This is a genomic window from Palleronia sp. LCG004 (assembly GCF_032931615.1).
GTDB lineage: Bacteria > Pseudomonadota > Alphaproteobacteria > Rhodobacterales > Rhodobacteraceae > Palleronia.
Window position 1 is genome coordinate 2,904,302 of sequence record NZ_CP136759.1, and the last position, 24,196, is coordinate 2,928,497.

A 24,196-nucleotide genomic window follows, 5' to 3' on the forward strand; every position below is an offset into this window, starting at 1 on the left:
ACGGAATGCCGCGTCGCAGAAGGGAAATTGGCGTTAACACCTGTCCCGTGGTCATTGTCGAAAGTGTAAGTTTGAGTTGACACTTTGACGGACCGGTGCTTGTCTTTCACCATGTCGGACACCCGGATTCCTTCGCAGATGACGACCGCGCCGCTCTATTCCCCGGCCGAGAGATCGCGCCGCGACGCCACCAGATGGACACTGGTCCAGGGGATCCTCGCCCCCGTGCAGTTCCTGGTATTTCTCGTCTCGCTCGCGCTCGTCGTGCACTATCTCTGGACGGGCGAGGGGTATCAGGCCGCGACGCTGTCGGTCGTGGTCAAGACGCTGGTCCTCTATCTCATCATGGTGACCGGCGCGATCTGGGAGAAGGTCGTCTTCGGCCAGTACCTTCTCGCTCCGGCCTTCTTCTGGGAGGACATGGTGAGCTTCGCGGTCATCGCGCTTCATTCCCTCTATCTCTTCGCGCTCATGACGCATGCGTTTCCGCCGGGCGCGCTGATGGCGACCGCGCTCGCCGCCTATGCGCTCTATGTCGTCAACGCGGCGCAGTTCGTGCTGAAGTTGCGCCGCGCGCGGCTCGGGGGTGGGGCATGAGCGACCTGCCGCCGCCCCCCGCCCGCGGCTGCGGCCAGGCCCCCGTCCTGAAGGAGCGGGGCCAGCGCGAGGTCTTCTGCGGACTGACCGGCATCATCTGGCTGCATCGCAAGATGCAGGACGCGTTCTTCCTGGTCGTGGGATCGCGCACCTGCGCGCATCTGCTGCAATCGGCCGCCGGCGTGATGATCTTCGCCGAGCCGCGATTCGCGACTGCCATCCTCGAGGAAAGCGATCTCGCCGGCATGGCCGACGCCCAGGACGAGCTCGACCGCGAGGTCGCCCGCCTGCTGGAGCGGCGGCCGGACATCCGCCAGCTCTTCCTCGTCGGGTCCTGCCCGTCGGAAGTCATCAAGCTGGACTTGTCGCGCGCCGCCGAGAGGTTGAGCCGCGAACACGCGCCGCATGTCCGCGTGCTGAGCTATTCGGGATCGGGGATCGAGACGACCTTCACCGAGGGCGAGGATACCTGCCTCGCCTCGATGGTGCCTGCCCTGCCCGAGACCGAAGCCGAGGAGCTTCTGGTCGTCGGCGCGCTGCCGGACGTGGTCGAGGATCAGATGCTGGCGCTGCTGTCGGCGATGGGAATCGATCGCGTGCGCTGCCTGCCCGCGCGGCGCGCCGACGACATTCCGCATGTCGGACCGAAGACGCGCGTGGCGCTGGTCCAGCCCTTCCTGGGCGAGACGCTCGGCGCGCTCACGCGGCGCGGCGCACGCCACATTCCCGCGCCGCTGCCCTTCGGCGAAGAGGGGACGACCGCCTGGCTTGCCGCGATCGCGCGCGAGATGGGCATCGACGCCGAGACCTTCGCCCGCGTCACCGATGCGCCGCGCGACCGGGCGCGTCGCGCCATCGCGGCGGCGACCACGACGCTCAGCGGCAAGCGCATCTTCTTCTTTCCTGACAGTCAGCTGGAGATCCCGCTCGCGCGGTTCCTGACCCGCGAATGCGGGATGGAGGCGATCGAGGTCGGGTCCCCCTATATCCACCGCGACATCGTGGGTCCGGATCTGGACCTGCTCCCCGCGGGGCCGGTGATTTCCGAGGGGCAGGATGTCGATCTGCAACTCGACCGGGCCCGCGCGGCGCGACCCGACCTCACGGTCTGCGGCCTCGGTCTCGCCAATCCGCTGGAGGCCGAGGGGCTGGCGACGAAATGGGCGATCGAGCTCGTCTTCACGCCGGTGCATTTCTACGAGCAGGCGGGCGACCTTGCGCAGCTCTTCGCGCGGCCGCTGCGCCGCCGCGAGGCACTGAGACTGGAGGCCGCGGAATGACCTCCTGCTTCATCTGTCCGAAAATACTCACGGCGCGAGGCCGGACATGAAGCTCTCGGTCTGGACATATGAAGGACCGCCGCATGTGGGGGCGATGCGGGTCGCCACGGGCATGACGGGCCTGCATTACGTCCTGCACGCGCCGCAGGGCGACACCTATGCCGACCTGCTCTTCACCATGATCGAGCGGCGCGACCGCCGCCCGCCGGTGAGCTACACCACCTTCCAGGAGCGCGATCTGGGCGCGGATACCGCCGACCTCTTCCGCCGGACCTGTGAGGACGCGGTCGCGCGGTTCAAGCCCGAGGCGATCATCGTGGGCGCGTCCTGCACCGCCGAGCTGATCCAGGACGATCCGGGCGGCATGGCATCGAGCATGGATCTGGGCGGCATCCCGGTGATCCCGCTGGAGCTACCCTCCTACCAGCGCAAGGAGAATTTCGGCGCGGACGAGACGTTCTACCAGATCGTGCGCCGGCTGGCGGCACCGGTCGAGCGGACGGCGCGCCCGACCTGCAACATCCTGGGGCCGACCGGGCTCGGGTTCCGGCATCGCGACGACGTGGCCGAGATCACCGGGCTGCTGGCCGATATGGGGATCGAGGTGAACGTGACCGCGCCGATGGGATCGTCGCCCTCGGATATCGCCCGGCTCGGGGCCGCGCATTTCAACGTCCTGCTCTATCCCGAGACGGGAGAGGCGGCGGCGCGCTGGTGCGAGAAGGAGCTGGGGCAGCCCTATACGCGCATCGTGCCGATCGGCGTGGGCGCGACGCGCGACTTCGTGCGCGAGATCCGCGCGCTGGTGCCCGAGGCGCAGGCCCCCTCCGACGCGGGGCTGCGGCTGCCCTGGTATTCGGCGAGCGTCGACAGCACGTATCTGACCGGCAAGCGCGTCTTCATCTTCGGGGACGCGACCCACGTGATCGCGGCGGCCCGCGTCGCCCGCGACGAGATGGGGTTCGAGGTCTGCGGCATGGGCTGCTACAACCGCGAATTCGCGAGGCCGCTGCGGGCGGCGGCCAGGGAATACGGGCTGAGCGCGCTCGTCACCGACGATTACCTCGACGTGGAACGCGCGATCGAGGAGGCGGCCCCCGAGTTGATCCTCGGCACGCAGATGGAGCGTCACACGGGCAAGCGGCTGGGCATTCCCTGCGCCGTCATCTCGGCCCCGGTCCACGTGCAGGATTATCCCGCGCGATATTCGCCGATCATGGGGTTCGAGGGGGCGAACGTCCTTTTCGACACGTGGGTGCATCCGCTGGTCATGGGCCTCGAGGAGCATCTGCTGCACATGTTCCGCGAGGATTTCGAGTTTCATGACGATGCCGGCGCGTCGCATCACGGGGCCAAGGCCGTGGCGCGGGAGGAAAGCGCCGGGGGCCAGCCCGTCGCCAATCGGGCTCGGACCGATGGCGCCTCGATTGACGACGCCCGGAGTATTTCGGGACAGATGAAGCCCGACGGGGGCGACGTGGTCACGTGGCTATCCGATGCCGAGCGGGAGCTGAAGAAGATCCCCTTCTTCGTGCGCGGCAAGGCGCGCCGCAACACCGAGACCTTCGCTGCGGAGCGGGGCCTTTCGGAGATCAGCATCGACACGCTCTACGAGGCAAAGGCCCATTATGCGCGATGAGGTCGGACATATCGACCCGGGCTACCGGATCGCGATCGTCACGCTTGACGCGCATGCGGCGGGGCCGGCGGCGCGAATCCTGCCGCGGCTCGCCCGCGATTTCCCGGGGCTGTCGATTTCCGTCCATGCGGCCGCCGAATGGTCGGCGCGGCCCGACGCGTTGCACGAGGCGCGCGAGGCGATCGACCGCGCCGACATGGTGGTCACGACGCTCCTGTTCCTCGAGGAGCATCTGAACGCGATCCTTCCGAACCTCGAGGCCGCGCGCGCACGCTGCGACGCGATGGTGGGGATGGTCGCAGACGCGCAGATCGTGCGCCTGACGAAGATGGGCGATCTCGACATGGCGCGGCCGCCCTCGGGGCTGGGCAAGCTGATGAAGCGGCTCAAGGGATCGCGCAAGACGGGTCGCGCCTCGGGCGAGAAGCAGATGGCCATGCTGCGCCGGCTGCCGAAGATCCTGCGCTTCGTGCCGGGCAAGGCGCAGGACCTGCGGGCCTGGTTCCTGACGATGCAATACTGGCTTGCCGGGTCGGACGACAATCTCGAGCAGATGGTGCGCTTCCTTCTGGGGCGCTATGCCTCGGAGATGCGCTGGCGCGGGGCGACAGCCGAGGATCCGATAGATTACCCGCTGGTCGGCCTCTATCACCCGGATCTGCCCGAGCGGATCACGACCGATCCCGCGCGGATCGCGCGCGGGGCCGGACGCCCGCGCGTGGGCCTGCTGATGATGCGCAGCTATGTGCTGGCGGGCGATACCGCGCATTACGACGCGGTCATCCGCGCCTTCGAGGCCGAGGGTATCGACGTGCTGCCGGCTTTCGCCGGTGGGCTCGACGGGCGTCCGGCGATCGAGCGGTACCTCGAAGGAGAGATCGACGCGTTGGTCTCGCTCACCGGGTTCTCGCTGGTGGGCGGGCCCGCCTACAACGATTCCGGTGCCGCCGTGGACGTGCTCAGGCGGCTCGACCTGCCCTACATCGCGGCGCATCCGCTGGAATTCCAGACGCTCGGCCAATGGGCCGGGTCGGGCGGGGGCCTCGGACCCGTGGAGACCACGATGCTGGTCGCGCTGCCCGAGATCGACGGGGCGACGAACCCGACGATCTTTGCCGGGCGGCACGGCGCGGGGGGCTGCGACGGCTGCGCGTTCAAGTGCCACGGCGATACGGGGCGCGCGATGGCCCCTTGCCACGAGCGGATCGCGGCGCTGGTCGACAAGACCGCGCGGCTTGCCCGCCTGCGCCGCAGCGAGGTGGCGACCCGCAAGGCCGCCGTGATCCTCTACGGGTTTCCGCCCAATGCCGGCGCGGTCGGGACGGCGGCCTACCTGTCGGTCTTCGAAAGCCTGCACAATACTCTGCACGCAATGAAGGCCGAGGGTTATGACCTCGACCCGCCCGAGAGCGTCGACGAGCTGCGCCGCACCGTGCTTGGCGGCAATGCCGCGCAATACGGACAGGAGGCGAACGTCGCCGCCCATGTGCCGGCCGACGCGATGGTGCGCGACACCCCATGGCTGGGGGAGATCGAGGCGGCCTGGGGCCCCGTGCCGGGACGCCAGCAGAGCGATGGGCGCGGCGTGTTCGTCCTTGGCGCGCGGTTCGGCAACGTCTTCGTCGGCGTGCAGCCTGCCTTCGGCTACGAGGGCGATCCCATGCGGCTGCTCTTCGAGAAGAGCTTTGCGCCGACCCATGCCTTCGTCGCGTTCTATCGCTGGCTGCGCGAGGAGTTCGGAGCCGACGTGCTGCTGCATTTCGGGATGCACGGCGCGCTCGAATTCATGCCGGGGCGTCAGGTGGGGATGGGGCCGGGCGACTGGTCCGACCGGCTGATCGGCTGCATGCCGAACGTCTATCTCTATGCGGCGAACAACCCGAGCGAGGCGACGCTGGCCAAGCGGAGGTCGAATGCGGTCTGCGTCACGCATCTGACGCCGCCCTTGCGGCAGGCGGGGCTCTATAAAGGTCTGTCCGAGCTCAAGGATAGTTTGACACGCTGGCGCGAGACCGCGCCGGGCGAGGCGCGGGCCGAGCTGGAACGGTTGATCGCGGATCAGGCGGCGGCGGTCGACATGGACGGCAGTGCGCCCGAGGAACTGTGGCTGCGCCTGATCGAGACGGAAGAGGCGCTGATGCCCGAGGGGCTGCACGTCGTCGGTCGCGCGATGAACGACGATGCGCGCGCCGACATGCTCGACCTGCTGCCCGACCAGAGCGAGGAGGCGCGCGCCCGTGTGGATGCGGCGCTTCGCGAGGAGACCGAGATCCCCGCGATGCTGCGCGCGCTGGGCGGGCATTTCACCGCGCCGGTGCCGGGCGGCGATCTGATCCGCTCGCCCGACATCCTGCCCACGGGGCGCAACATTCACGCCTTCGACCCGTTCCGGATGCCGACGGCCTTTGCAATGGAGGACGGCGCGCGGCAGGCGCAACTGCTGCTCGACACGCATGAGACGCTGCCGCGATCCGTGGCGCTGGTTCTTTGGGGATCCGACAACATCAAGTCCGATGGCGGGCCGATCGCGCAGGCGCTGAGCCTGATGGGTGCGACCCCGCGTTTCGACGCTTACGGGCGGCTTTGCGGTGCGGAACTGGTGCCGCTGGAGGAGCTCGGGCGGCCGCGGATCGACGTGGTCATGACCCTGTCGGGGATCTTTCGCGATCTGCTGCCGCTGCAGACGCGGATGCTGGCCGAGGCCGCCTGGAAGGCCGCGACGGCCGATGAGCCTTTGGAGCGCAATTTCGTGCGCGCCCATGCGCTGGCCTATGCCGATGCGATGGATGTCGACCTCGAGGTCGCGGCCCTGCGGGTCTTCTCGAATGCCGAAGGGGTCTATGGCTCGAACGTCAACCAGCTGGTCGATGGATCGGCCTTCGGCGAGGAGGACGAGCTTGCCGATGCCTACGAGGCACGCAAGAGCTTTGCCTATGGCCGCGACGGCAAGTCCGCGCCGCAATCCGGACTGCTGCAGAAGGCGCTCAAGGACGTGGACCTCGCCTATCAGAACCTCGAATCGGTCGAGCTGGGCGTGACGTCGGTGGATCACTATTTCGACACGCTGGGCGGGATCGCGCGGGCGGTGAAGCGCGCCAAGGGTCATGCGACATCGGTCTATATCGGCGACCAAACGCGCGGCGCGGGCAAGGTCCGGACGCTGCGCGACCAGGTCGCGCTCGAGACACGCTCGCGGAGCCTCAACCCGAAATTCTACGAAAGCCTGCTGACCCACGGCCACGAGGGCGTGCGCCAGATCGAGGCGCACGTGACCAACACGCTGGGCTGGTCGGCCACGACCGGCGAGGTGGAGCCTTGGGTCTATCAGCGGCTGAGCGAGACCTTCGTCCTCGACGATGCGATGCGCAGGCGGCTGTCCGAGCTCAACCCGGCGGCGAGCGCGCGGATGGCCGGGCGGCTGCTCGAAGCATCCGATCGCGCCTATTGGCAGCCCGACGAGGAGACGCTCGAGGCGCTGACGCGGGCAGCCGACGAAATCGAGGACCGGCTGGAGGGGGTCGCGGCGGAATGATCGGACCCTGCGCAACCGACGAGCCGAGGAGCGGGGGCCAGCCCCCGCGCCCCCGGAGTATTTTGGGACAGATGAAGGAGGGCCAGGCCCTCCGGGAAGGACAGCGATGAGCCCCAGAGACGAGGTTTCGACCCTGCGCGCCGCCGCCGGCGTTCCGCGATTGGGAGAGGACGGAGAAGGATCGGTCCAGGTCCATCAGGACATGAACCTGGCGATCGAGGGGGCCAAGGTCTTCTCGGTCTACGGCAAGGGCGGGATCGGCAAGTCGACCACGTCGAGCAACCTGTCGGCCGCCTTCGCCAAGATGGGCAAGCGCGTGCTGCAGATCGGTTGCGACCCCAAGCACGACAGCACCTTCACCCTGACCGGCAAGCTGCAGCCGACGGTGATCGACATCCTCAAGGAGGTCGATTTCCACGCCGAGGAGCTGCGCCCCGAGGATTTCGTGACCGAGGGCTGGGGCGGCGTGCAATGCGTCGAGGCGGGCGGACCACCCGCGGGCACCGGCTGCGGCGGCTATGTCGTGGGCCAGACCGTCAAGCTTCTGAAGCAGCACCACATGCTCGAGGATACCGATGTGGTGATCTTCGACGTGCTGGGCGACGTGGTCTGCGGCGGTTTCGCGGCGCCGCTGCAGCATGCCGACCGGGCGGTGATCGTCACGGCCAACGATTTCGACAGCATCTACGCGATGAACCGGATCATCGCGGCGGTGCAGGCCAAGGCCAAGAATTACGGTGTCAGACTGGCGGGATGCATCGCCAACCGCTCGAAGGATACCGACGAGGTCGATCGTTATTGCCGGACGGTCGGATTCGACCGGATCGCGCATATGCCCGATATCGACGCGATCAGGCGGTCGCGGCTGAAGAAGAAGACGCTGTTCGAGATGCCCGACGAGGAGGATATCGTGCTGGCGCGGGCCGAGTATATCCGGCTGGCCGAACGGCTTTTTGCGGGGACGGAGCCGCTCGCTCCCGCGCCGCTGCCCGATCGCGAGATCTTCGAGCTTTTGGGGTTCGATTGATGCGGCCCGCCGCCTTCCTCTCGCGGCGTGCCTCGGGCCCGATCCGGGGCGTGGGCCCGTTCCGGGAGGGCCCGGCATGAGCTACGAGGCGACGCGTTCGCGGGTCGAGACCTATTTCGACCGGACCGCCACGGATGTCTGGGCGCGGCTGACCAGCGACGCGCCGGTCAGCGGCATCCGCCGGACCGTGCGCGCGGGGCGCGACCGGATGCGCGCGGTGATGCTGTCGCGGCTGCCGCAGGATCTGAACGGAATGCGTGTGCTCGACGCGGGTTGCGGCGCGGGACAGATGAGCGTCGCACTGGCCGAGCGGGGGGCCCGCGTCATGGCCGTCGATATCTCGCCCGCGCTAATCGAGGTGGCACGGGAGCGGTTGCCGGCGCATCTGCAGGGTAACGTGACGTTCCGGGCGGGCGACATGCTCGACCCCGCGCTCGGGGATTTCGACCACGTGGTCGCGATGGACAGCCTCATCTATTACGACGCGGCCGAGATCGGATCGGCGCTCGCCGCGCTGGGCGCGCGGGTGCGGGGCCGGATCGTGCTGACCGTCCCGCCGCGCACGACGATGCTGATGGCGATGTGGGGGGCGGGGCGGCTTTTCCCGCGCTCCGACCGCTCGCCGGTGATGGTGCCGCAGCGCACCGAGGCGCTTGCGAGGGCCGCGCGCCGGGCCGGTGCGCTCGGCAATCTGTCGGAGATCGAGCGGGTCAATTCGGGTTTCTACATTTCGACCTGCCTGGAATACTCGTCATGAGCCTCGCGCGGATCTCTCTCAGGCTCCTGCCGTTCTCCGACGCGGCGAGCGTGGATCTGCCTCTCGGGCAGCTTCTGCGGCTGTCGCTCTTTCAGGTGAGCGTCGGGATGGCGAGCGTGATGCTTCTGGGCACGCTCAACCGGGTGATGATCGTCGAGCTGTCGCTGGCCGCCACGCTGGTCGCCGCGATGATCGCGCTGCCGGTGCTGATCGCGCCCTTCCGTGCGCTGCTCGGGTTCCGGTCGGACACGCATCGCAGTGCGATCGGCTGGAAGCGGATCCCCTATCTCTGGTTCGGATCGCTCTGGCAGATGGGTGGGCTCGCGCTCATGCCTTTCGCGTTGCTGGTGCTGGGCGGCGACACGGTTCACGATGTGCCCTTCGCGGGCGAGGTCCTGGCCGCGCTGGCCTTTCTGATGACGGGCCTCGGGCTCCACATGACGCAGACGGCGGGCCTCGCGCTCGCGAGCGACCGGGCGACGGACGAGACGCGGCCGCGGGTCGTGGCGCTGCTCTATGTGATGTTCCTCGTGGGCATGGGTGTGAGCGCGGTCGTTTTCGGATGGCTGCTGTCGGATTTCACGCCGCTCGCGCTCATCCGGGTGGTGCAGGGGGCGGCGCTCGCCACGCTGGTCCTGAACGTCATCGCGCTCTGGAAGCAGGAGCATGTCCGGGTGATGAGCGCGGACGAACGGGCCGCGCCGCGGCCGCAATTCCGCGATGCCTGGTCCGATTTCGCGAGCGGTGGCGATGCGGGGCGGCTGCTGGCCGTGGTCTTTGTCGGAACGCTCGCCTTCAACATGCAGGACGTGCTGCTCGAGCCCTATGGCGGCGAGATCATGGGGCTGAGCGTCTCGGCCACGACGTGGCTCTCGGCGCTCTGGGCGGCGGGCGCGCTTCTGGGCTTCGGTCTTGCCGCGCGGTGGCTCGGTCGCGGCCTCGACCCGTTCCGCATGGCCGCGCGCGGCATCCTGTTCGGAATCGCCGCCTTTTCGGCCGTGATCTTTGCGGCACCGATGGGATCAGACGTGCTCTTCTACGGCGGGGCCTTCGGCATCGGGCTCGGCGGCGGGCTTTTTTCCGTGGCGACGCTGACGGCCGCGATGACATTGCCCGCACGCGGCGTGGCGGGGCGGGGCCTCGCCCTCGGAGCCTGGGGTGCCGCGCAGGCGAGTGCCGCTGGCCTGTCGATCGCCATGGGCGGCGCGATCCGCGACGTCGTCTCGCATCTGGCGATGTCGGGGGCGCTCGGTCAGGTGCTGACCTCCCCCGCGCTCGGCTACACGACGGTCTATCATGTCGAGATCGCGCTTCTCTTCGTCACGCTCGTGGTCCTGGGGCCGCTGGTGCGTCTATCCTTCGTCAATCCCGTCCCGCCCGGATCCGGCGGTGGCAAGATCGGCCTCGCCGATTTTCCAACCTGAGAGGAGGACATCATGGTCGGTGTCACGTTTTTCGGAAATTTCGATCTCGCGAGTCTTTCGATCTGGCTCTTCTGGGGGTTCTTCGCGCTGCTGATCTACTACCTGCAGACCGAGAACATGCGCGAAGGCTATCCGCTTGAGACCGAGGATGGCGATATCGCTCCGAACCAGGGGCCGTTCCCGGTGCCGTCGCCCAAGACCATTTCCCTGCCCCACGGACAGGGCAAGGTCGTCGTCCCCTCGGCCGAGAACGAGATGCAGCACCGCCGCGAGAACCTGGCCATGGCGCGCACGGCGGTGGGCGAGGGTTTTCCGCACAAACCGACGGGCGATCCGATGCTCGACGGGGTCGGGCCGGCCTCGTGGGTGCCGCGGCGCGACCATCCCGAGCTGAACGGTGCCGGGCGGCCCAAGATCCAGCCGATGAGCCTTCACGAGGGGTTCTTCGTCAGCGCCGGACGCGATCCGCGCGGATTGCCGGTCGTGTGCAAGGACGACAAGGTCGTGGGCACCGTCACCGAGATCTGGATCGACGAGGTCGAGCACATGATCCGCTATCTCGAATTCGAGCTGGAGCCGGAATACGGCGGCGGCACGAAGCTTATGCCGATCTTTCTCGTCAAGGTGAAGCCGCGTTGGGTCGACATCAAGACGCTGAACTCGAACCGCATGGCGCAGATCCCCGACATCCGGACGCCGGGCCAGATCAGCTGTCTCGAGGAAGAGAAGATCATGACCTTCTTCGGGGGCGGCACGCTCTACGAGTGAGGCAGACAGACGGCGAGGAGGCCTGACCATGGCACATGACGACGATCCCGACTTCGCGTTCGAGCCCGTTCCGGGCCTGCCGGAGACGTTGCCCCGGGGCGAGGAGATCCTCTGGCAGGGCAGGCCGCAGACCCTCGCGCTCGCGCGGTCCTCGATGGGGCTCGGCTGGATCGCGGGATATTTCGTGCTGCTCGCCGTCGCACGGGTCGCGGCCTCGGCGGGGAGCATGGGGCTGGCGGGGGCGCTGCCGCTCGCCATTCCGTTCCTGCTGCTGGGGGTCGTCGCCTGCGGCATCGTGTATCTCGTCGCGCTGGTTCAGGCACGGGCCACGCTCTACACGATCACGACGCACCGGATCGCGATGCGGGTGGGCGCGGCGCTGACGCTGACGCTGAACCTGCCGTTCTCTCGGATCGCGAGTGCCGATCTGGGTCCTGCTCCCGGCGGAACCGGCACGATCGCCCTTACGACGGCGGGGGAGACGCGGCTGAGTTACTTCGTCCTCTGGCCGCATATCCGCCCGTGGCATATGAAGAAGGTGCAGCCTGCGCTGCGTTGCATCCCCGACGCGGATGCGGCGGCGCGCATTCTGGCCGACGCGGTCGAGACGCGGATGTGTCAGCCGGAAATCAGCCCGCGGCCGATGGCCGTCGCGGCGGAATAGGGAGGCCAGGATGGCGGTCAAGCGGATCGAGGGCGGGCTCTACTACGACGCGGAACGCCGCGAGATGGAGCGCCGCGACCGGGAAATGATTCCGAAGGGCGCGCTCATCGGGATGGTGACGCTCGCGCTCGTGTCGCTGGGACTCGCCAGCTATGCCTCGGTCACGGACCGGACGCCGTCGGGGCAGCCGGCGGAGGCGGAGGTCCTCGACAGCCTGACTTTCGTGCTCGACGGGGACGGCGTGGCGGTAAGCGCGATCGCGCCGGACGGAGAGGTCCTGCTCGATACCGATAACGGGGCCTTCATCGCGGTGGTGAACGACGCGCTGCAGCGCAAACGGGTCGTCCATGACATTGCGGGCAATCCGCCCGTGACGCTCTCGCGGCTTGCCAACGGACGCGTGGTGCTGTCCGATCCGGCGACGGGGTGGAGCACGGAGCTCACCTCCTTCGGGGCCGGCAACACGCGCTACTGGCACGCGCTTTTCGACGAATGAGGACGTGATGGGACTTCTGACGCGACATACCGAGACCGCGCCCTGCACCGTCGAGATCGTGCATCGCTTCGAGGAGCTGAGCGCGCATGTCCGGCTCGACAACGGGGCGGTGATCGGGCCGGGCGACACGGTGCTCGTCCATGGCGCGCCGGTGATGGCCCCGTTCGGCGAGGAGGTGCGCGAGGCCAGGATGGCCACGATCACCCGCGCCTCGACGCTCGAGAGGCTCTGGACGAAACTGACGGGCGATCTGGAATTCATGGAACTCTGCGAGTTCTCGTTCTCGGAGGAGAGGAAGGCATGAACGCACACGCGACACATACCGCCGACGCCGCGACCGTCGAGGAGGGGCTCGCCATCCAGCAGGAGCAGTCGCGCTTCGACAGCCAGGCCGCGACCGACCTGGCGATGCAGAACACGCTGCTGACGCCGCGCTTCTACACCACCGATTTCGACGAGCTCGACCGCGTCGACGTGAGCCCGGTGCGCAGCGAATGGGACGCGCTGCTCGCGCAGATGAAGAGCGACCCGAACAAGGGCCATTTCCGCAAGACCGAGGAATGGGACGAGATCGACTGGGAGGGGATGGACCCCGAACTGAAGGACGAGTTCCTCGATTTCCTCGTGTCGTCCTGCACCGCCGAGTTCTCGGGTTGCGTGCTCTACAAGGAGATGAAGCGGCGCGGCAACAATCCCGATATCTGCCAGCTCTTCAGCTACATGAGCCGGGACGAGGCGCGGCATGCGGGCTTCATCAACGACGCGCTGCGTGAGGCGGGCGTGGCGGTGAATCTCGGCTTTCTGACGCGCGAGAAGAAGTACACGTTCTTCCGGCCCAAGTTCATCTATTACGCGACCTACCTGTCGGAGAAGATCGGCTACGCCCGCTATATCACGATCTATCGCCATCTCGAGGCGAACCCGGACAAGCGGTTCCACCCGATCTTCAAGTGGTTCCGCGAATGGTGCAACGACGAGTTCAGCCACGGAGAGGCCTTCGCGCTCTTGATGCGGACCGATCCGAAGCTGACCCATTCGCTGCGCAACCGACTCTGGATCCGGTTCTTCCTGGCGGCGGTCTATTCGACGATGTGGGTGCGCGACCATGCGCGGCCGAAATTCCACGAAGCGCTGGGCGTCGATATCGACTGGTACGACATGGAGGTCTTCCGCAAGACAAACGCCATCGCGCGGCAGGTCTTTCCGGTCGAGCTCGACATCGAGCATCCACGCTTCCGCCGTGGCTGCGAGCGGATGAATCGTGCGGCGATCGCGATGGATGCGGCCAAGCGCAAGGGCGGCGTCGCTGGCGCGTTGGGCCGTGCGCGGGCAGGTGCCGCCGCGGCGCTGGCCTTCGCGAGCCTCTACACGCTGCCGGTGAAGAAGAACGACGTGCCCCGCGACGTGCGGATGGAGCCCGCCTACTGACACGGGCGGACATGCGGGGGACATGACCCCCGCGTCACGAGACGAGGAGGAGGACGACTTGACCAATCCGTGGATCGCCGCGCTTCTCGCGCTCTTCGTCTGGTGGTTTTCCACCGGGGCGATCCTCTGGGCGGTCAGGCGGGCGGACGGACAGGGTCCGCAGGCGCATCTCCGCCTCGCGATCCTGGGCCTGCCGCTCCTCGTGGGCGGGATCGCCCTCGCCGCGCTGACGCGGGATGCGGGGGGGCAGGCCGCGCTGTTCGGCGGGTTCCTGTCGGCGCTGGCCGTCTGGGGCTGGATCGAGCTTGCCTTTCTCACGGGCGTTGTGACGGGGCCCGCCCGCGGGCCGCTGCCCTTCTGTCTGAGCGAGGCGCAGAGGTTCCGCGCCGCCTGGCGCGCCGTCGCCTGGCACGAGATCATGCTGGCCGCCGGGCTGATCGTGCTGGCCGCGCTGACGCTCGGGGCGGAGAACACGCTCGCCTTCTGGACCTACGCGATCCTGTTCCTCGCGCGCATCTCGGCCAAGCTGAACATCTTTCTGGGCGTGCCGCGCATCAATACCGAGTTCCTGCCGAACCCGCTCTCTCATCTGCCGAGCTATTTCCGGCAGGGTCCGGTGAGCTGGCTCTTTCCGCTATCGATTCTGGTCCTGACGCTCGCCGTCTTCTGCTGGATCGAACGCCTGGTCTTTACCGGCGAGATGCGCTTTGCGCTGCTCGCGACCCTCACGGGGCTGGCCCTTCTCGAACATTGGCTGATGGTGCTGCCGCTTCCCGATGCGAAGCTGTGGCGCTGGATGCTGCCCGCCCCCACCCCCAAGGACGACATGCCGCAAAGCGAGACACCCCATGGATTTTGATGCCCTCTTCCAGTCCCAGATCGACGCACTCAAGGACGAGGGCAATTATCGCATCTTCGCCGATCTCGAACGGCGCTGCGGGGAATTTCCGAAGGTCACCAATCACGGCTCCGATGGCGCGCGCGAGGTCACGGTCTGGTGCTCCAACGACTATCTCGGGATGGGACAGCATCCGGACGTCGTGGCGGCGATGGTCGAGACGGCGCAGGCCTGCGGAACGGGGGCCGGGGGCACGCGCAACATCTCGGGCACCGCGCATCACCATATCGGGCTCGAGGCGGAGCTTGCCGATCTGCACGGCAAGGAGGGGGCGCTGCTCTTCTCGTCGGGATACGTTTCGAACTGGGCCGCCCTCGGCACGCTGGGCGCGCGAATCCCTAACGCGGTGATCCTGTCGGACGCACTCAACCATGCCTCGATGATCGAGGGGATCCGTCATTCGCGCGCCGACAAGGTGATCTGGAAGCACAACGACCCCGAGGATCTCGATCGCAAGCTCGGGGCCTGCGGCGACCGGCCCAAGATCGTGGCCTTCGAGAGCGTCTATTCGATGGATGGCGACATCGCCCCCATGGCCGAGATCGTCGAGGTCGCGGAGAAACACGGTGCGATGACCTATCTCGACGAGGTTCACGCGGTGGGCATGTACGGGCCGCGCGGCGGCGGCGTGGCCGAGCGTGAGGGCCTCATGCACCGGATCGACCTGATCGAGGGCACGCTCGGCAAGGCGTTCGGCTGTTTTGGCGGATATGTGACCGGATCGACTGCGCTGTGCGATTTCCTTCGCTCGTTCTCGAGCGGGTTCATCTTCACCACCGCGCTGCCGCCTGCCGTCGCGGCGGCGGCACGTGTCTCGATTGCCCATCTCAAGCAGAGCCGGACCGAGCGCGACGCGCAGAAGCGGCAGGTTGCGCGGCTGCGGGCCAAGCTCGACGCGCTGGGAATCCCGCATCTTCCGAACCCCAGCCACATCATCCCGGTGATGATCGGCGATCCGGTGAAGTGCCGCATGATCAGCGACGTGCTGATGCGCGACTGGGGCGTTTACGTGCAGCCGATCAACTATCCCACCGTCCCGAAGGGGACGGAGCGGCTGCGCCTCACTCCCGGTCCGCTGCACAGCGACGCGGATATCGACCATCTCGTGCGGGCGCTCAATTCGCTCTGGAGCCAGTGCGCCCTGTCGCGGCAGGTCGCCTGAGCGTGACGCTTGCTCGATATCCGGAAGGCGCTAGGATGATCTGGTCGGCTTGCGGGATTGATCCGCAAAGTCAAGGGAGAGAGACATGAGAGCATCCATCTACCTTTTCACGGCCTCGATCGTCTGCGGCGCGCAGGCCCTGGCTCAGGATCACGAGATGTCGGGCGACCCCGCCGCCGGGGAAGGCGCGTTCAACCAGTGTGCCACATGCCATGTCGTGACGAACGACGAGGGCGAGACGCTTGCCGGGCGCAACGGTCGGCAGGGTCCGAACCTCTATGGCGTGATCGGTCGCCAGGCCGGGTCGGTCGAAGGGTTCCGCTATGGCAACAGCATGGTCGAGGCAGGTGAGCAGGGGCTCGTCTGGGACGAGGAGAACTTCGTCGCCTACGTCCAGGATCCCAGCGGCTTCCTGAAGGAATATCTCGACGATCCACGTGCGCGGGGCAATATGACCTATCGCGTGCGCGACGAGGAGGACGCCGTGAACCTGGCTGCGTTTCTTGCCGATATCGGTCCCGAGGAAGACGGCGTAAACTGATCCGCCCCTGACGGGCCGGACCGAATGCGACGGGCCGCGCGATGGCGCGGTCCGTTTCGTTTTCAGAAGTAGCTTGTCACCAGCGCGGTCGAGATCAGCGTCCAGCCATCGGCGACCGCGAAGAAGGCGAGCTTGAAGGGCAGCGACACGATTGCCGGCGGCACCATCATCATCCCCATCGACATGAGCACGGCGGCCACGACGAGGTCGATGATGAGGAACGGCAGGAAGATGAGGAAGCCGATCTGGAAGGCGCGCTCGATCTCGCTCAGCAGGAAGGACGGCACCATCATCGACAGCGGTGATTGTGGCGTCAGGTCCACCGAATCCTCGGGGCGAAGGGTGCTGAGCGCCTCGTAGGTGCGCGGGTCGATGCGGGCCGCCATGAACTCCCGGAAGGGGTCGAGCGCCCGGGGAAGCGCCTCCTCGACGGTGAGCGTCCCCTCGACGAGGGGGGTTACGCCGTTGTCCCACGCCTCGAGGAAGACAGGCTCCATCACGAAATAGGTGAGGAAGAGCGCGAGCGTCACGATCAGCATGTTGGGCGGCGACTGCTGAAGCCCGATGCCCTGCCGCAGGATCGACAGGACCGTGACGATGAACGGGAAGCAGGTGATCATGATCGCGAGCCCCGGAACGAGGCTCAGAAGCGTGATCAGGACCAGAAGCTGGACCGAGCGGCCGGCGAGAGACCCGTCGCCGAAATCGATCTGCACCTCCTGCGCCAGAGCGGGCGAGGAGGCGAGAAACATGGTTAAGGCCGCAAGGCACAGGAAGGCCACGACGTGGCGCATGGATCAGAGCCCGGTCTTGAGATCGGCGACTTCGGTCAGACGCACGGCGAGCTGGCCCGACTGGCTGCCCTCGAGCTCCTGCAATTCGCCGCGCGCGATCAGCCGGTCGCCCATATAGAGCTCCACCGGGTCGTCGACCTGCGAATCGAGCGGCAGGATCGCGTCGCGACCCATCTTGAGCAGCTCGCTCAGGCGCGTGCGGGCCTTGCCGACCGAGATCGTGATCTCGACCGGGACCTGGGCGAAGGGATGCTGAGCGCTGTCCTGCGACAGGGATTGCGGCTCGGCGGTTTGGGTCGGGTCATCCATTGGCGATCTGTTCCTGGTTGATTGCGTCGAGAGCGCGGAGCGCGTCGTCGATCCGGCGCTCTACTGCGTGAAGGTCGATCTCGCGCGCAGATGCCCCGAGACGCAGATGGATCTGGCCCTCGGAGAGCCCGGCATCCTCGCGGATCGTGGCGGGCAGGGCCGTGAGGCCCTCAAGCGCTTCGGCCAACGTCGCGGCGTCGAGCGGCGAGACGGTGAACTCGACAGGCATGTCCGCCTCGTCGCGGGCCATGTCGGCGATCTCGTCGGCGAGCCTCTGGCCGAGGGTCGCGCGCAGTGCCGCGGGAACCGCGAGCCCCATCGCCGTGAGAAGCATGGGGTGCAGCGAGCGCATCACGTGGGCGCGCGCCTCGTGGAAGGTGAAGGACAGGTCCTGCAGATGCGAGCGGACGGCCTGTCGGGCCTGCTCTCCGGCCTCGGCCTGCGCCTTCTGGGCGGCATCCCAACCGGCGGCATAGCCCTCGTCGAAGATTGCGGCCCGGTCGGGATTGTGATCCGGTTTCAGCTCGACGATCTCGGGTTCGAAGACGAACGCGGTGTCGAAATCCTCGAAATGTACGGCACGACCCATCAGGCCTTCTCCTCTTCTTCTTCTTCCATCCAGCTGCGAAGGATCTGCAGCGATTCGTCCTGACGCGCGTCGATGAGGTTGCGCAGACGTTCGACGGCGGAACCTGTCGGGCTTTCGTCATCGTCGGGGGCCGAGATCGCGCGCATCCGATCGGCGGCGTAGGGCGTGTCGTCGGGGTCGATCTCGCCCGTCAGGACGCCGGGCGTCTCTTCGGGGGCGGGGGGCGGCAAACCGGCGCGCTGGCCGTCGGCGCGCTGCGTCAGGATCGGGCGCAGGACGAAGACCCCGATGAGCAGCGTGATGACCGCGAGGATGCCGAGCTGCGCCAAGCGCATCGCGTCGATGTTGAGGTTCGATCCGAAGGCACTTCCGGGCTCGGAGCCCTCGACCGGGATAGCTTCGAACTGCATGGATTGCAGCGACAGCGAATCGCCCCGCTCCTCGTTGAAGCCGACGGCTGCGGAGATGAGCTCGCGCAGGGCGGCCATTTCCTCGGGCGGGCGCGGCTGCCAGACTGGATCGCCGGTATCGCCGGGCGTGAAGAGCCCATCGACCAGCACCGCAGTCGTGATCCGGTCGATCGCGCCGGGGCTGCGCAGCACTTCGCGCTGGATTTCGGACACCTCGTAATTGGTGCGGTTGCGCGTCTCGGAAAGGTTCGATTGCGACTGGTTGCCACCGGCTCCGGCATCGCCGTTGGGAAGGTTGCTTGCGACCGTGACGTCGTCGGAGGTGCCGGTTTCGTTGCTGGTGCTCTCGGTCGTTTCCTGGCTGATCGCGATGCGGCTTTCGGGGTCGATGCGGCGTTCGGTGATCTGCTCGCGCTCGGTCACGGTCTCGACGTTCACCTCGACGATCGCGTTACCGTAGCCCACGCGCGCCTCGAGCAGGCGCTCGACGTTGCGCTTGAGGGCGGCGGCCCGGTTGGCGGTGTCGCCCGTCGGCGTTTCGGCCTCGGATCCCGCAAGGATGACGCCCTCGTTGGCGTCGATGACCGACACGTCGTCGGGCGAGAGGCCGCTGACGGCCGACGCCACGAGGTAGCGGATCGCACGCGCCTGCGAGGTTCCGATGCTGCCCTGTGTGGGAGTGATGGTGACCGAGGCGGTCGGCTTCGCGTCGCGCTGGAACGGCTTGGCGACGGGGTTGGCGATATGGACGCGGGCGCTCTGGATGCGGGGGCTCGCGACGATGGTGCGGGCGAGCTCACCCTCCTTCGCGCGCCAGTAGGCGGCGTCGAACATCTGGCTGGTCGTGCCGAAGCCGCTCATCCCGTCGAGGAGCTCGTAGCCCTGCGAGGCGCTGGCGGGGAGGCCTTCGCCGGCGAGGGTCAGGCGCAGCTCGTCGCGGGCCGTGCTTTCGACGAAGATCGAGTTGCCGCGGATCTCGTAGGTCGCGCCGCGTGCCTCGAGCGCCGAGACGATCTCGCCCGCGGCACCGCTTTCGAGATCCGCATAGAGCAGGGACATGCCGGGTTGCGTCGCCAGGCGAACGACGCCGAAGACCGCGACGATCATCGCGACGGCAGCGAGCCCGGCGACGACGCGCTTCTGGATCGAAAGGTTCGACCAGATCGAAAGAACCTGCTGCAAGACCGACCTCCTGTCACTCCGGGCTTCTGCCCGTCTCGAGGCTCAATCTGATCGGTCGGACTTAACAATCGGTTAGTCAAAGTAAGGTTATCTGCCGTCAATCACGAAGATTGCACAGGAAGGTCGTGCGATGGCTGACGAAGAAAAGAGCCAGGGCGCAGAAGCGCCGAAGAAGTCCGGAAAGAAGGGGCTGGTCATCGGTCTCGCCCTTGCCGCGATCGCAGGTGGAGGGGGATTCTACGCCGTGCAATCCGGCATGATCCTCGGCCACGGCGATTCGCATGGCGAGGAGCACGCGGAAAGCGAATCGACCTTCGAACCGCTGCCGCAGGTGGCGTTCCTGCCGCTCGACCCGATGACCGTGTCGCTGCCGCCCGGAGCGGGATCGAAGCATCTGCGGTTCCGCGGGGAGCTCGAGGTGGCCGATGGCGAACAGGCGGCGGTCGAGGCGATGAAGCCGCGCGTCGTCGATGTGATGAACTCGTATCTGCGGGCGGTCGAACCGTCCGAACTGCGCCAGCCCGAGGCGCTGCTGCATCTGCGCGCGCAGCTTCTGCGCCGGATCCAGCTCGTCGTGGGCGATGGTCGGGTGCGTGACCTGCTGGTCATGGAATTCGTATTGAGCTGAGGAGATCCAGAATGGATGTTATCGCCGATATCTTGCTGATTTCGGGTGCGCTCGGCGTTGCCTTCTACTGCTTCGTGCTGTCGCGGCGCCTGACGCGCTTCACCGATCTGGAAAAGGGCGTGGGCGGGGCCGTCGCTGTCCTGTCGGCTCAGGTCGACGACCTGACGCGCGCCCTCGAGCGGGCGCAGAAGGCCTCCGCCTCGTCCGGCGAGGAACTGCGCGAGCTGACTGCCCGCGCCGAGGGGGTTTCCCGCAAGCTCGAACTGCATGTGGCCTCGTTGCACGACCTTACAGATGCGGTGCCCGAAGCCCCTCCTGCTGCCGCTCCGGCGTTCGAGCCGAGTCAGACCCCTGAACAGGCCGCGGCACCTGCCCCTGCTTTGGCCCCTGAGCCCGCAGCCCAGCCCGTCGCGTCCGTCGCACCGGAGCCCGAGCCGGAACCGGTGGTCGAGCCCGCCCCCGCGGCGAAGCCCGCCTTGCAGGCGGCGCCGCGGGTCCAATCCTTCTTTTCCCTTGGCCGTACGCCGCGCGAGGCCCTCTGATGGCACGTTTCAAGATCGCCAGACGCATCCGTCGTGCCGGGATCGGCACCCTGCCGCTTCTTGCGGGGCTTCTGATGGCCTCGGGGCTCGTGCGGCTCGGTGACGGAACCGGGGGCGTGCTCGTGCGGGAATTCGGCGCGATCGCGCTCTCCGCCGCGACCTCGACCCCCGAGACCGCGCCGTCGAACGACGACGAGGTGTCCGTAATTCTCACCGCGCTCAAGGACCGCGAGGCGCAGCTCGACGCGCGCGAGGCCCGTCTCGTTGAGCGCGAGGCCCAGCTCGACGGCGTCGAGGAGCGGATCCGCGCGCAGATGGGCGAGCTCGAAGCCGCGGAAACCAAGCTGTCGGAGCTTCTGAAGCTCGCCAACCAGGCGACGGAGACCGACCTTTCCCGGCTCACCACGGTCTACGAGACGATGAAGCCAGCGGAAGCGGCACGCGTCTTCACCGAGATGGAGCCGGCCTTCGCCGCCGGGTTCCTGGGGCGCATGCGTCCCGAATCCGCCGCCCAGGTCATGGCAGGGCTCGACCCGCAGACCGCCTATACGATCAGCGTGATGATCGCCGGCCGCAACGCGGCGACCGGCAGTCAAGACTGACCCACCAAGCCATTGCAGGAAATCAAGAAATGATCGGAATCATTGGTATCGTCGTCGTGCTTGGGATGGTCTTCGGCGGCTATCTGGCCGCGGGCGGCAAGATGGGGATCATCCTCAAGTCCCTCCCGTTCGAGATGATGATGATCGGGGGGGCCGCGGCGGGTGCGTTCATCCTGTCGAACGACACCGCCTCGATGAAGCAGACGTTCAAGGGGATCGGCCGCGTCTTCAAGGGCCCGAAATGGCGGAGCGACGATTACCGCGACCTGCTCTGCCTGCTGTTCGAGCTGATCCGCCTGGCGAAATCGGCCCCGCTCGAGCTCGAGACGCATATCGAGAACCCCGAGGAATCGGCGATCTTCGCCCGCTACCCCAAGATCAAGGGTGATCACGAGGCGGTCGAGATGATCTGCGACACGCTGCGATCGGCCTCGATGAACTACGACGACCCCCATCAGGTCGAGGAAGTGCTGGAGAAGCGGCTGGACGCGCATTTCCATCACTCCATGCATCCGAGTCACGCGTTGCAGACCGTCGCCGACGGCCTTCCGGCACTCGGCATCGTCGCGGCCGTTCTGGGCGTCATCAAGACGATGGGCTCGATCGACCAGCCGCCCGAGGTTCTGGGCAAGCTCATCGGCGGCGCGCTGGTCGGGACGTTTCTGGGCGTGTTCCTTGCCTATGGCTTCGTCGGACCTTTCGCTGCCAAGCTCAAGACGGTGGCCGAGGAGGACGGGCATTTCTACCAGCTCATCCGCGAGGTCCTGGTTGCCAACCTGCACAACCACAGCCCCAATATCTGCATCGAGGTCGGACGGCAGAACACGCCGCACCATTATCGCCCCCGGTTCAACGACCTCGAGGAAGCGCTGAAGGGAGCGCGCGCGGCATGATCATCCGCGTCGCCATATGCCTTGGCGTCCTGACCATCGCCGGTTCTGCCGAGGCGCAATCTGTGCTTGTCCGCACGGGCGAGCATGACGGGTTCACCCGCGTCGTGCTGAATGCCCCGCAGGGGATGGATTGGTCCATCGACCGCGAAGGCGGAACCGTCAGGATCTCGGGCCCCGGGACGGCGCGCTACGATCTCGCGAATGTCTATCGCCCGATCGCCCGTGCCCGCGTCGGCACGATCGAGGCGGCGGGCGAGGGAGACCTGCTCGTCGAGCTCAACTGTGCCTGCCAAATCGACAGCTTCGAGACGGGCAGCGGGGCCTTCGTGCTCGACATCGTCGACCCTGTCGAGGGTGCGCCGGTGGAGGTGGATATGGCTGCGCTGTTTCCCGACGATCCGCTGCGCCTGCCCGATCCGCCGGTGATCCTTCCCGGACCGCTCAGCCGAGCGCTCGATCCCTCGCTGGAGGCGCGCGCGGAGCAGGACATCCTCGCCCAGGCGCGACGCACGATGACCGAACAGCTGGCCCGCGGTGCCGCGCAGAACCTCGTCACGGTGTCCGAGCCGGTCGAACTGCCCGACATGGAGGAGGACGTCATCGTCGCCGAGGAGGAGGTTCGACTGCCAGTGACGTTCCTGCCCGACGGGCTCTATCCCAACATGCGCGTGGAGACACAGGTCGACCGCGACGGGTCGGGCGGACCGCGACCGATTACGGATACCGCCTGTCTTCCGGCCGCGAAGTTCGACTTTGCGGCCTGGGGCGATCCGGTCGATCCCTTCGGCAAGCTCCGCGCCCTGAGGCCCGAGCTGTTCGGCGAGACGGGCCGCCGGCAGGGCGAGGTCTATGCCGAGATGGCGAAGAGCTATCTCTACCTGACGTTCGGTGCAGAGGCGCGCGCGCTTCTGGCCGACAGCCCCGAGAACACGCCTGATCGAGAGATCCTGACGGAGATCGCGCGGAACATGGATAACGGGCTCGGCAGCCCGGCACTCGCGTCGCAACTGAATTGCGACAGCAACGCCGCGATCCTCGCATTCCTCGACCGCGAGTCGCCGCGACCCGACGATCCGAGCGTGCTGATCCGTCGCTATCTCGACCTGCCGACGACGTTGCGAACCTATGTGGGCCCGCGACTGGCCGAGCGGTTCCTCGACATGGGTCTGACAGAGGATGCGCGCACGATCCGCAACGCCTATCGTCGGGAGCCCGCCGTCACCGGAGCCGAGGACGCGTTCGTCGCGGCACGGATCGAGGGCGGGAGCAGCGGCGAGGGCGAGACGGAGCTCGCCACGGTCGTGGAAGAGCGACTGCCACGCGCCGCCGAGGCGATGACGTTCCTTCTGACGGCCATGACCGACAGGGGCGAGAGGGTGCCCGCCGAGACGGCGGACCAGGCGCTTGCCCTGAGCTTCGAGACCGCCGATCCGGCGCGTGCCGAGCTTGAGCGCGCGGTTCTGCGTGCGATCGCGGCGCGTCCGGCCATCGTGGAGGCCTTCGGCGAGATCGACAGGCTGAAGCGAATCTCCCGCGGGCCCTTCGACGAGATCGAACATGATCTTTTCGCGCGGATCCTCGCGACCGAGAGCGACGCGGAGTTCCTGCGCCTGATGGTGCCTTTCGCCGAACGTCCGATCGCGGACCCGGAGCTGAGGCTCGCCATCGCGGAAAGGCTGCGGGCCGAGAGCCTGTGGAAGCAGGCCGAGACGGTGATCGACGCCTCCGAGAGCATCCCGACGCGGGAGGAGCGCATCGTGCGCGCCGAGATCGCCGTCGATGCGGGCAAGGACGACGTGGCCCGGTCCTATCTGGCCGGGCTCGACGGACCCGATGCGGAGGCGGTTCTGGTTCGGCTGACCGAGGAGGAGGACCCCGTCGTCGAGATGGCAGAGGGCGACACGCCACCCGCGCCCGACGTGCCGGTCCGGCCCATCCGGTCGAACCCGGAGCTGTCGCAGGCGGAGGACCTGCTGACGCAGACCTCCCAACTGCGCGACGAGCTCAACGCGATCCTGGCGCAGTGAATCGGAC

The 24,196-nt window shown here is 67.3% G+C and carries 24 protein-coding genes; 20 read left to right on the plus strand and 4 right to left on the minus strand.

What is annotated here, in order from left to right; all coding sequences use genetic code 11:
• Positions 1 to 111: 111 nt before the first annotated feature.
• The 15 genes from bchF (at position 112) to RVY76_RS14265 (ending at position 16,213) form a co-directional block, all read left to right on the plus strand.
• The gene (bchF, locus tag RVY76_RS14195; RefSeq protein ID WP_410796036.1) at positions 112 to 597 is read left to right on the plus strand and encodes a 2-vinyl bacteriochlorophyllide hydratase; all 486 of its coding nucleotides are present in this window, start codon (positions 112 to 114) and stop codon (positions 595 to 597) included.
• Positions 594 to 1,877, plus strand: a complete 1,284-nt coding sequence (locus RVY76_RS14200) for a ferredoxin:protochlorophyllide reductase (ATP-dependent) subunit N (protein WP_317374844.1) — start codon at positions 594 to 596, stop codon at positions 1,875 to 1,877. The genes bchF and RVY76_RS14200 overlap by 4 nt, the downstream gene beginning before the upstream one ends.
• Positions 1,878 to 1,923: 46 nt before the next feature.
• Complete coding sequence (gene bchB, locus RVY76_RS14205; RefSeq protein WP_317374846.1) at positions 1,924 to 3,516, plus strand: ferredoxin:protochlorophyllide reductase (ATP-dependent) subunit B; 1,593 nt, start codon at positions 1,924 to 1,926, stop codon at positions 3,514 to 3,516.
• Positions 3,506 to 7,048, plus strand: a complete 3,543-nt coding sequence (locus RVY76_RS14210; protein WP_317374847.1) for a magnesium chelatase subunit H — start codon at positions 3,506 to 3,508, stop codon at positions 7,046 to 7,048. The genes bchB and RVY76_RS14210 overlap by 11 nt, the downstream gene beginning before the upstream one ends.
• A 106-nt stretch (positions 7,049 to 7,154) precedes the next feature.
• Entirely contained in the window at positions 7,155 to 8,075 is a 921-nt protein-coding gene (gene bchL, locus RVY76_RS14215; protein ID WP_317374848.1) for a ferredoxin:protochlorophyllide reductase (ATP-dependent) iron-sulfur ATP-binding protein, read from the plus strand.
• Positions 8,076 to 8,151: 76 nt separating this feature from the next.
• Positions 8,152 to 8,832, plus strand: a complete 681-nt coding sequence (bchM, locus tag RVY76_RS14220; protein WP_317374850.1) for a magnesium protoporphyrin IX methyltransferase — start codon at positions 8,152 to 8,154, stop codon at positions 8,830 to 8,832.
• Entirely contained in the window at positions 8,829 to 10,256 is a 1,428-nt protein-coding gene (locus tag RVY76_RS14225) for a PucC family protein (RefSeq protein WP_317374852.1), read from the plus strand. The genes bchM and RVY76_RS14225 overlap by 4 nt, the downstream gene beginning before the upstream one ends.
• 12 nt (positions 10,257 to 10,268) lie before the next feature.
• The gene (gene puhA, locus RVY76_RS14230; protein ID WP_317374853.1) at positions 10,269 to 11,024 is read left to right on the plus strand and encodes a photosynthetic reaction center subunit H; all 756 of its coding nucleotides are present in this window, start codon (positions 10,269 to 10,271) and stop codon (positions 11,022 to 11,024) included.
• A gap of 28 nt (positions 11,025 to 11,052) precedes the next feature.
• Positions 11,053 to 11,688 carry a photosynthetic complex putative assembly protein PuhB gene (gene puhB / locus RVY76_RS14235; RefSeq protein ID WP_317374854.1) on the plus strand — a complete coding sequence of 212 codons (636 nt, stop codon included), beginning with the start codon at positions 11,053 to 11,055 and terminating at the stop codon, positions 11,686 to 11,688.
• Positions 11,689 to 11,698: 10 nt separating this feature from the next.
• Positions 11,699 to 12,184 carry a photosynthetic complex assembly protein PuhC gene (gene puhC / locus RVY76_RS14240; protein WP_317374856.1) on the plus strand — a complete coding sequence of 162 codons (486 nt, stop codon included), beginning with the start codon at positions 11,699 to 11,701 and terminating at the stop codon, positions 12,182 to 12,184.
• A 7-nt stretch (positions 12,185 to 12,191) separates the two neighbouring features.
• Entirely contained in the window at positions 12,192 to 12,488 is a 297-nt protein-coding gene (locus tag RVY76_RS14245) for a hypothetical protein (RefSeq protein ID WP_317374857.1), read from the plus strand.
• Positions 12,485 to 13,612, plus strand: a complete 1,128-nt coding sequence (gene acsF / locus RVY76_RS14250) for a magnesium-protoporphyrin IX monomethyl ester (oxidative) cyclase (protein WP_317374859.1) — start codon at positions 12,485 to 12,487, stop codon at positions 13,610 to 13,612. Before RVY76_RS14245 ends, acsF begins: the two co-directional genes overlap by 4 nt.
• 58 nt (positions 13,613 to 13,670) lie before the next feature.
• Positions 13,671 to 14,471 carry a putative photosynthetic complex assembly protein PuhE gene (puhE, locus tag RVY76_RS14255; RefSeq protein WP_317374860.1) on the plus strand — a complete coding sequence of 267 codons (801 nt, stop codon included), beginning with the start codon at positions 13,671 to 13,673 and terminating at the stop codon, positions 14,469 to 14,471.
• A complete protein-coding gene (gene hemA / locus RVY76_RS14260; RefSeq protein WP_317374862.1) occupies positions 14,461 to 15,672 on the plus strand; it encodes a 5-aminolevulinate synthase in 1,212 nt (403 codons plus the stop codon). Before puhE ends, hemA begins: the two co-directional genes overlap by 11 nt.
• An 85-nt stretch (positions 15,673 to 15,757) precedes the next feature.
• On the plus strand, positions 15,758 to 16,213 hold the full coding sequence (locus tag RVY76_RS14265) for a cytochrome C (RefSeq protein ID WP_317374863.1): 456 nt from the start codon (positions 15,758 to 15,760) through the stop codon (positions 16,211 to 16,213).
• A gap of 62 nt (positions 16,214 to 16,275) precedes the next feature.
• Here RVY76_RS14265 and fliP read toward each other — a convergent pair whose 3' ends face one another.
• From fliP to fliF, 4 genes are read right to left on the minus strand one after another with little or no spacing between them, the layout of a single operon-like run.
• Entirely contained in the window at positions 16,276 to 17,007 is a 732-nt protein-coding gene (gene fliP, locus RVY76_RS14270) for a flagellar type III secretion system pore protein FliP (protein WP_317374865.1), read from the minus strand.
• Between the two features lie 3 nt (positions 17,008 to 17,010).
• Positions 17,011 to 17,316, minus strand: coding sequence for a FliM/FliN family flagellar motor switch protein (locus RVY76_RS14275; protein ID WP_317374867.1), 306 nt, complete (start codon positions 17,314 to 17,316; stop codon positions 17,011 to 17,013).
• Positions 17,309 to 17,905 (minus strand): hypothetical protein, encoded by a 597-nt coding sequence (locus RVY76_RS14280; RefSeq protein ID WP_317374868.1) that lies wholly within the window; start codon positions 17,903 to 17,905, stop codon positions 17,309 to 17,311. Before RVY76_RS14280 ends, RVY76_RS14275 begins: the two co-directional genes overlap by 8 nt.
• Positions 17,905 to 19,497 (minus strand): flagellar basal-body MS-ring/collar protein FliF, encoded by a 1,593-nt coding sequence (fliF, locus tag RVY76_RS14285; RefSeq protein WP_317374870.1) that lies wholly within the window; start codon positions 19,495 to 19,497, stop codon positions 17,905 to 17,907. Before fliF ends, RVY76_RS14280 begins: the two co-directional genes overlap by 1 nt.
• Positions 19,498 to 19,627: 130 nt before the next feature.
• Here fliF and fliL point away from each other — a divergent pair, with 130 nt between their 5' ends.
• From fliL to RVY76_RS14310, 5 genes are read left to right on the plus strand one after another with little or no spacing between them, the layout of a single operon-like run.
• Complete coding sequence (gene fliL / locus RVY76_RS14290; RefSeq protein WP_317374872.1) at positions 19,628 to 20,125, plus strand: flagellar basal body-associated FliL family protein; 498 nt, start codon at positions 19,628 to 19,630, stop codon at positions 20,123 to 20,125.
• A gap of 11 nt (positions 20,126 to 20,136) precedes the next feature.
• Complete coding sequence (locus RVY76_RS14295; RefSeq protein WP_317374873.1) at positions 20,137 to 20,667, plus strand: hypothetical protein; 531 nt, start codon at positions 20,137 to 20,139, stop codon at positions 20,665 to 20,667.
• On the plus strand, positions 20,667 to 21,269 hold the full coding sequence (locus RVY76_RS14300; RefSeq protein ID WP_317374875.1) for a MotE family protein: 603 nt from the start codon (positions 20,667 to 20,669) through the stop codon (positions 21,267 to 21,269). The genes RVY76_RS14295 and RVY76_RS14300 overlap by 1 nt, the downstream gene beginning before the upstream one ends.
• Positions 21,270 to 21,298: 29 nt before the next feature.
• A complete protein-coding gene (gene motA, locus RVY76_RS14305) occupies positions 21,299 to 22,162 on the plus strand; it encodes a flagellar motor stator protein MotA (RefSeq protein WP_317374876.1) in 864 nt (287 codons plus the stop codon).
• Complete coding sequence (locus tag RVY76_RS14310) at positions 22,159 to 24,189, plus strand: hypothetical protein (RefSeq protein WP_317374878.1); 2,031 nt, start codon at positions 22,159 to 22,161, stop codon at positions 24,187 to 24,189. The genes motA and RVY76_RS14310 overlap by 4 nt, the downstream gene beginning before the upstream one ends.
• Positions 24,190 to 24,196: the final 7 nt, after the last annotated feature.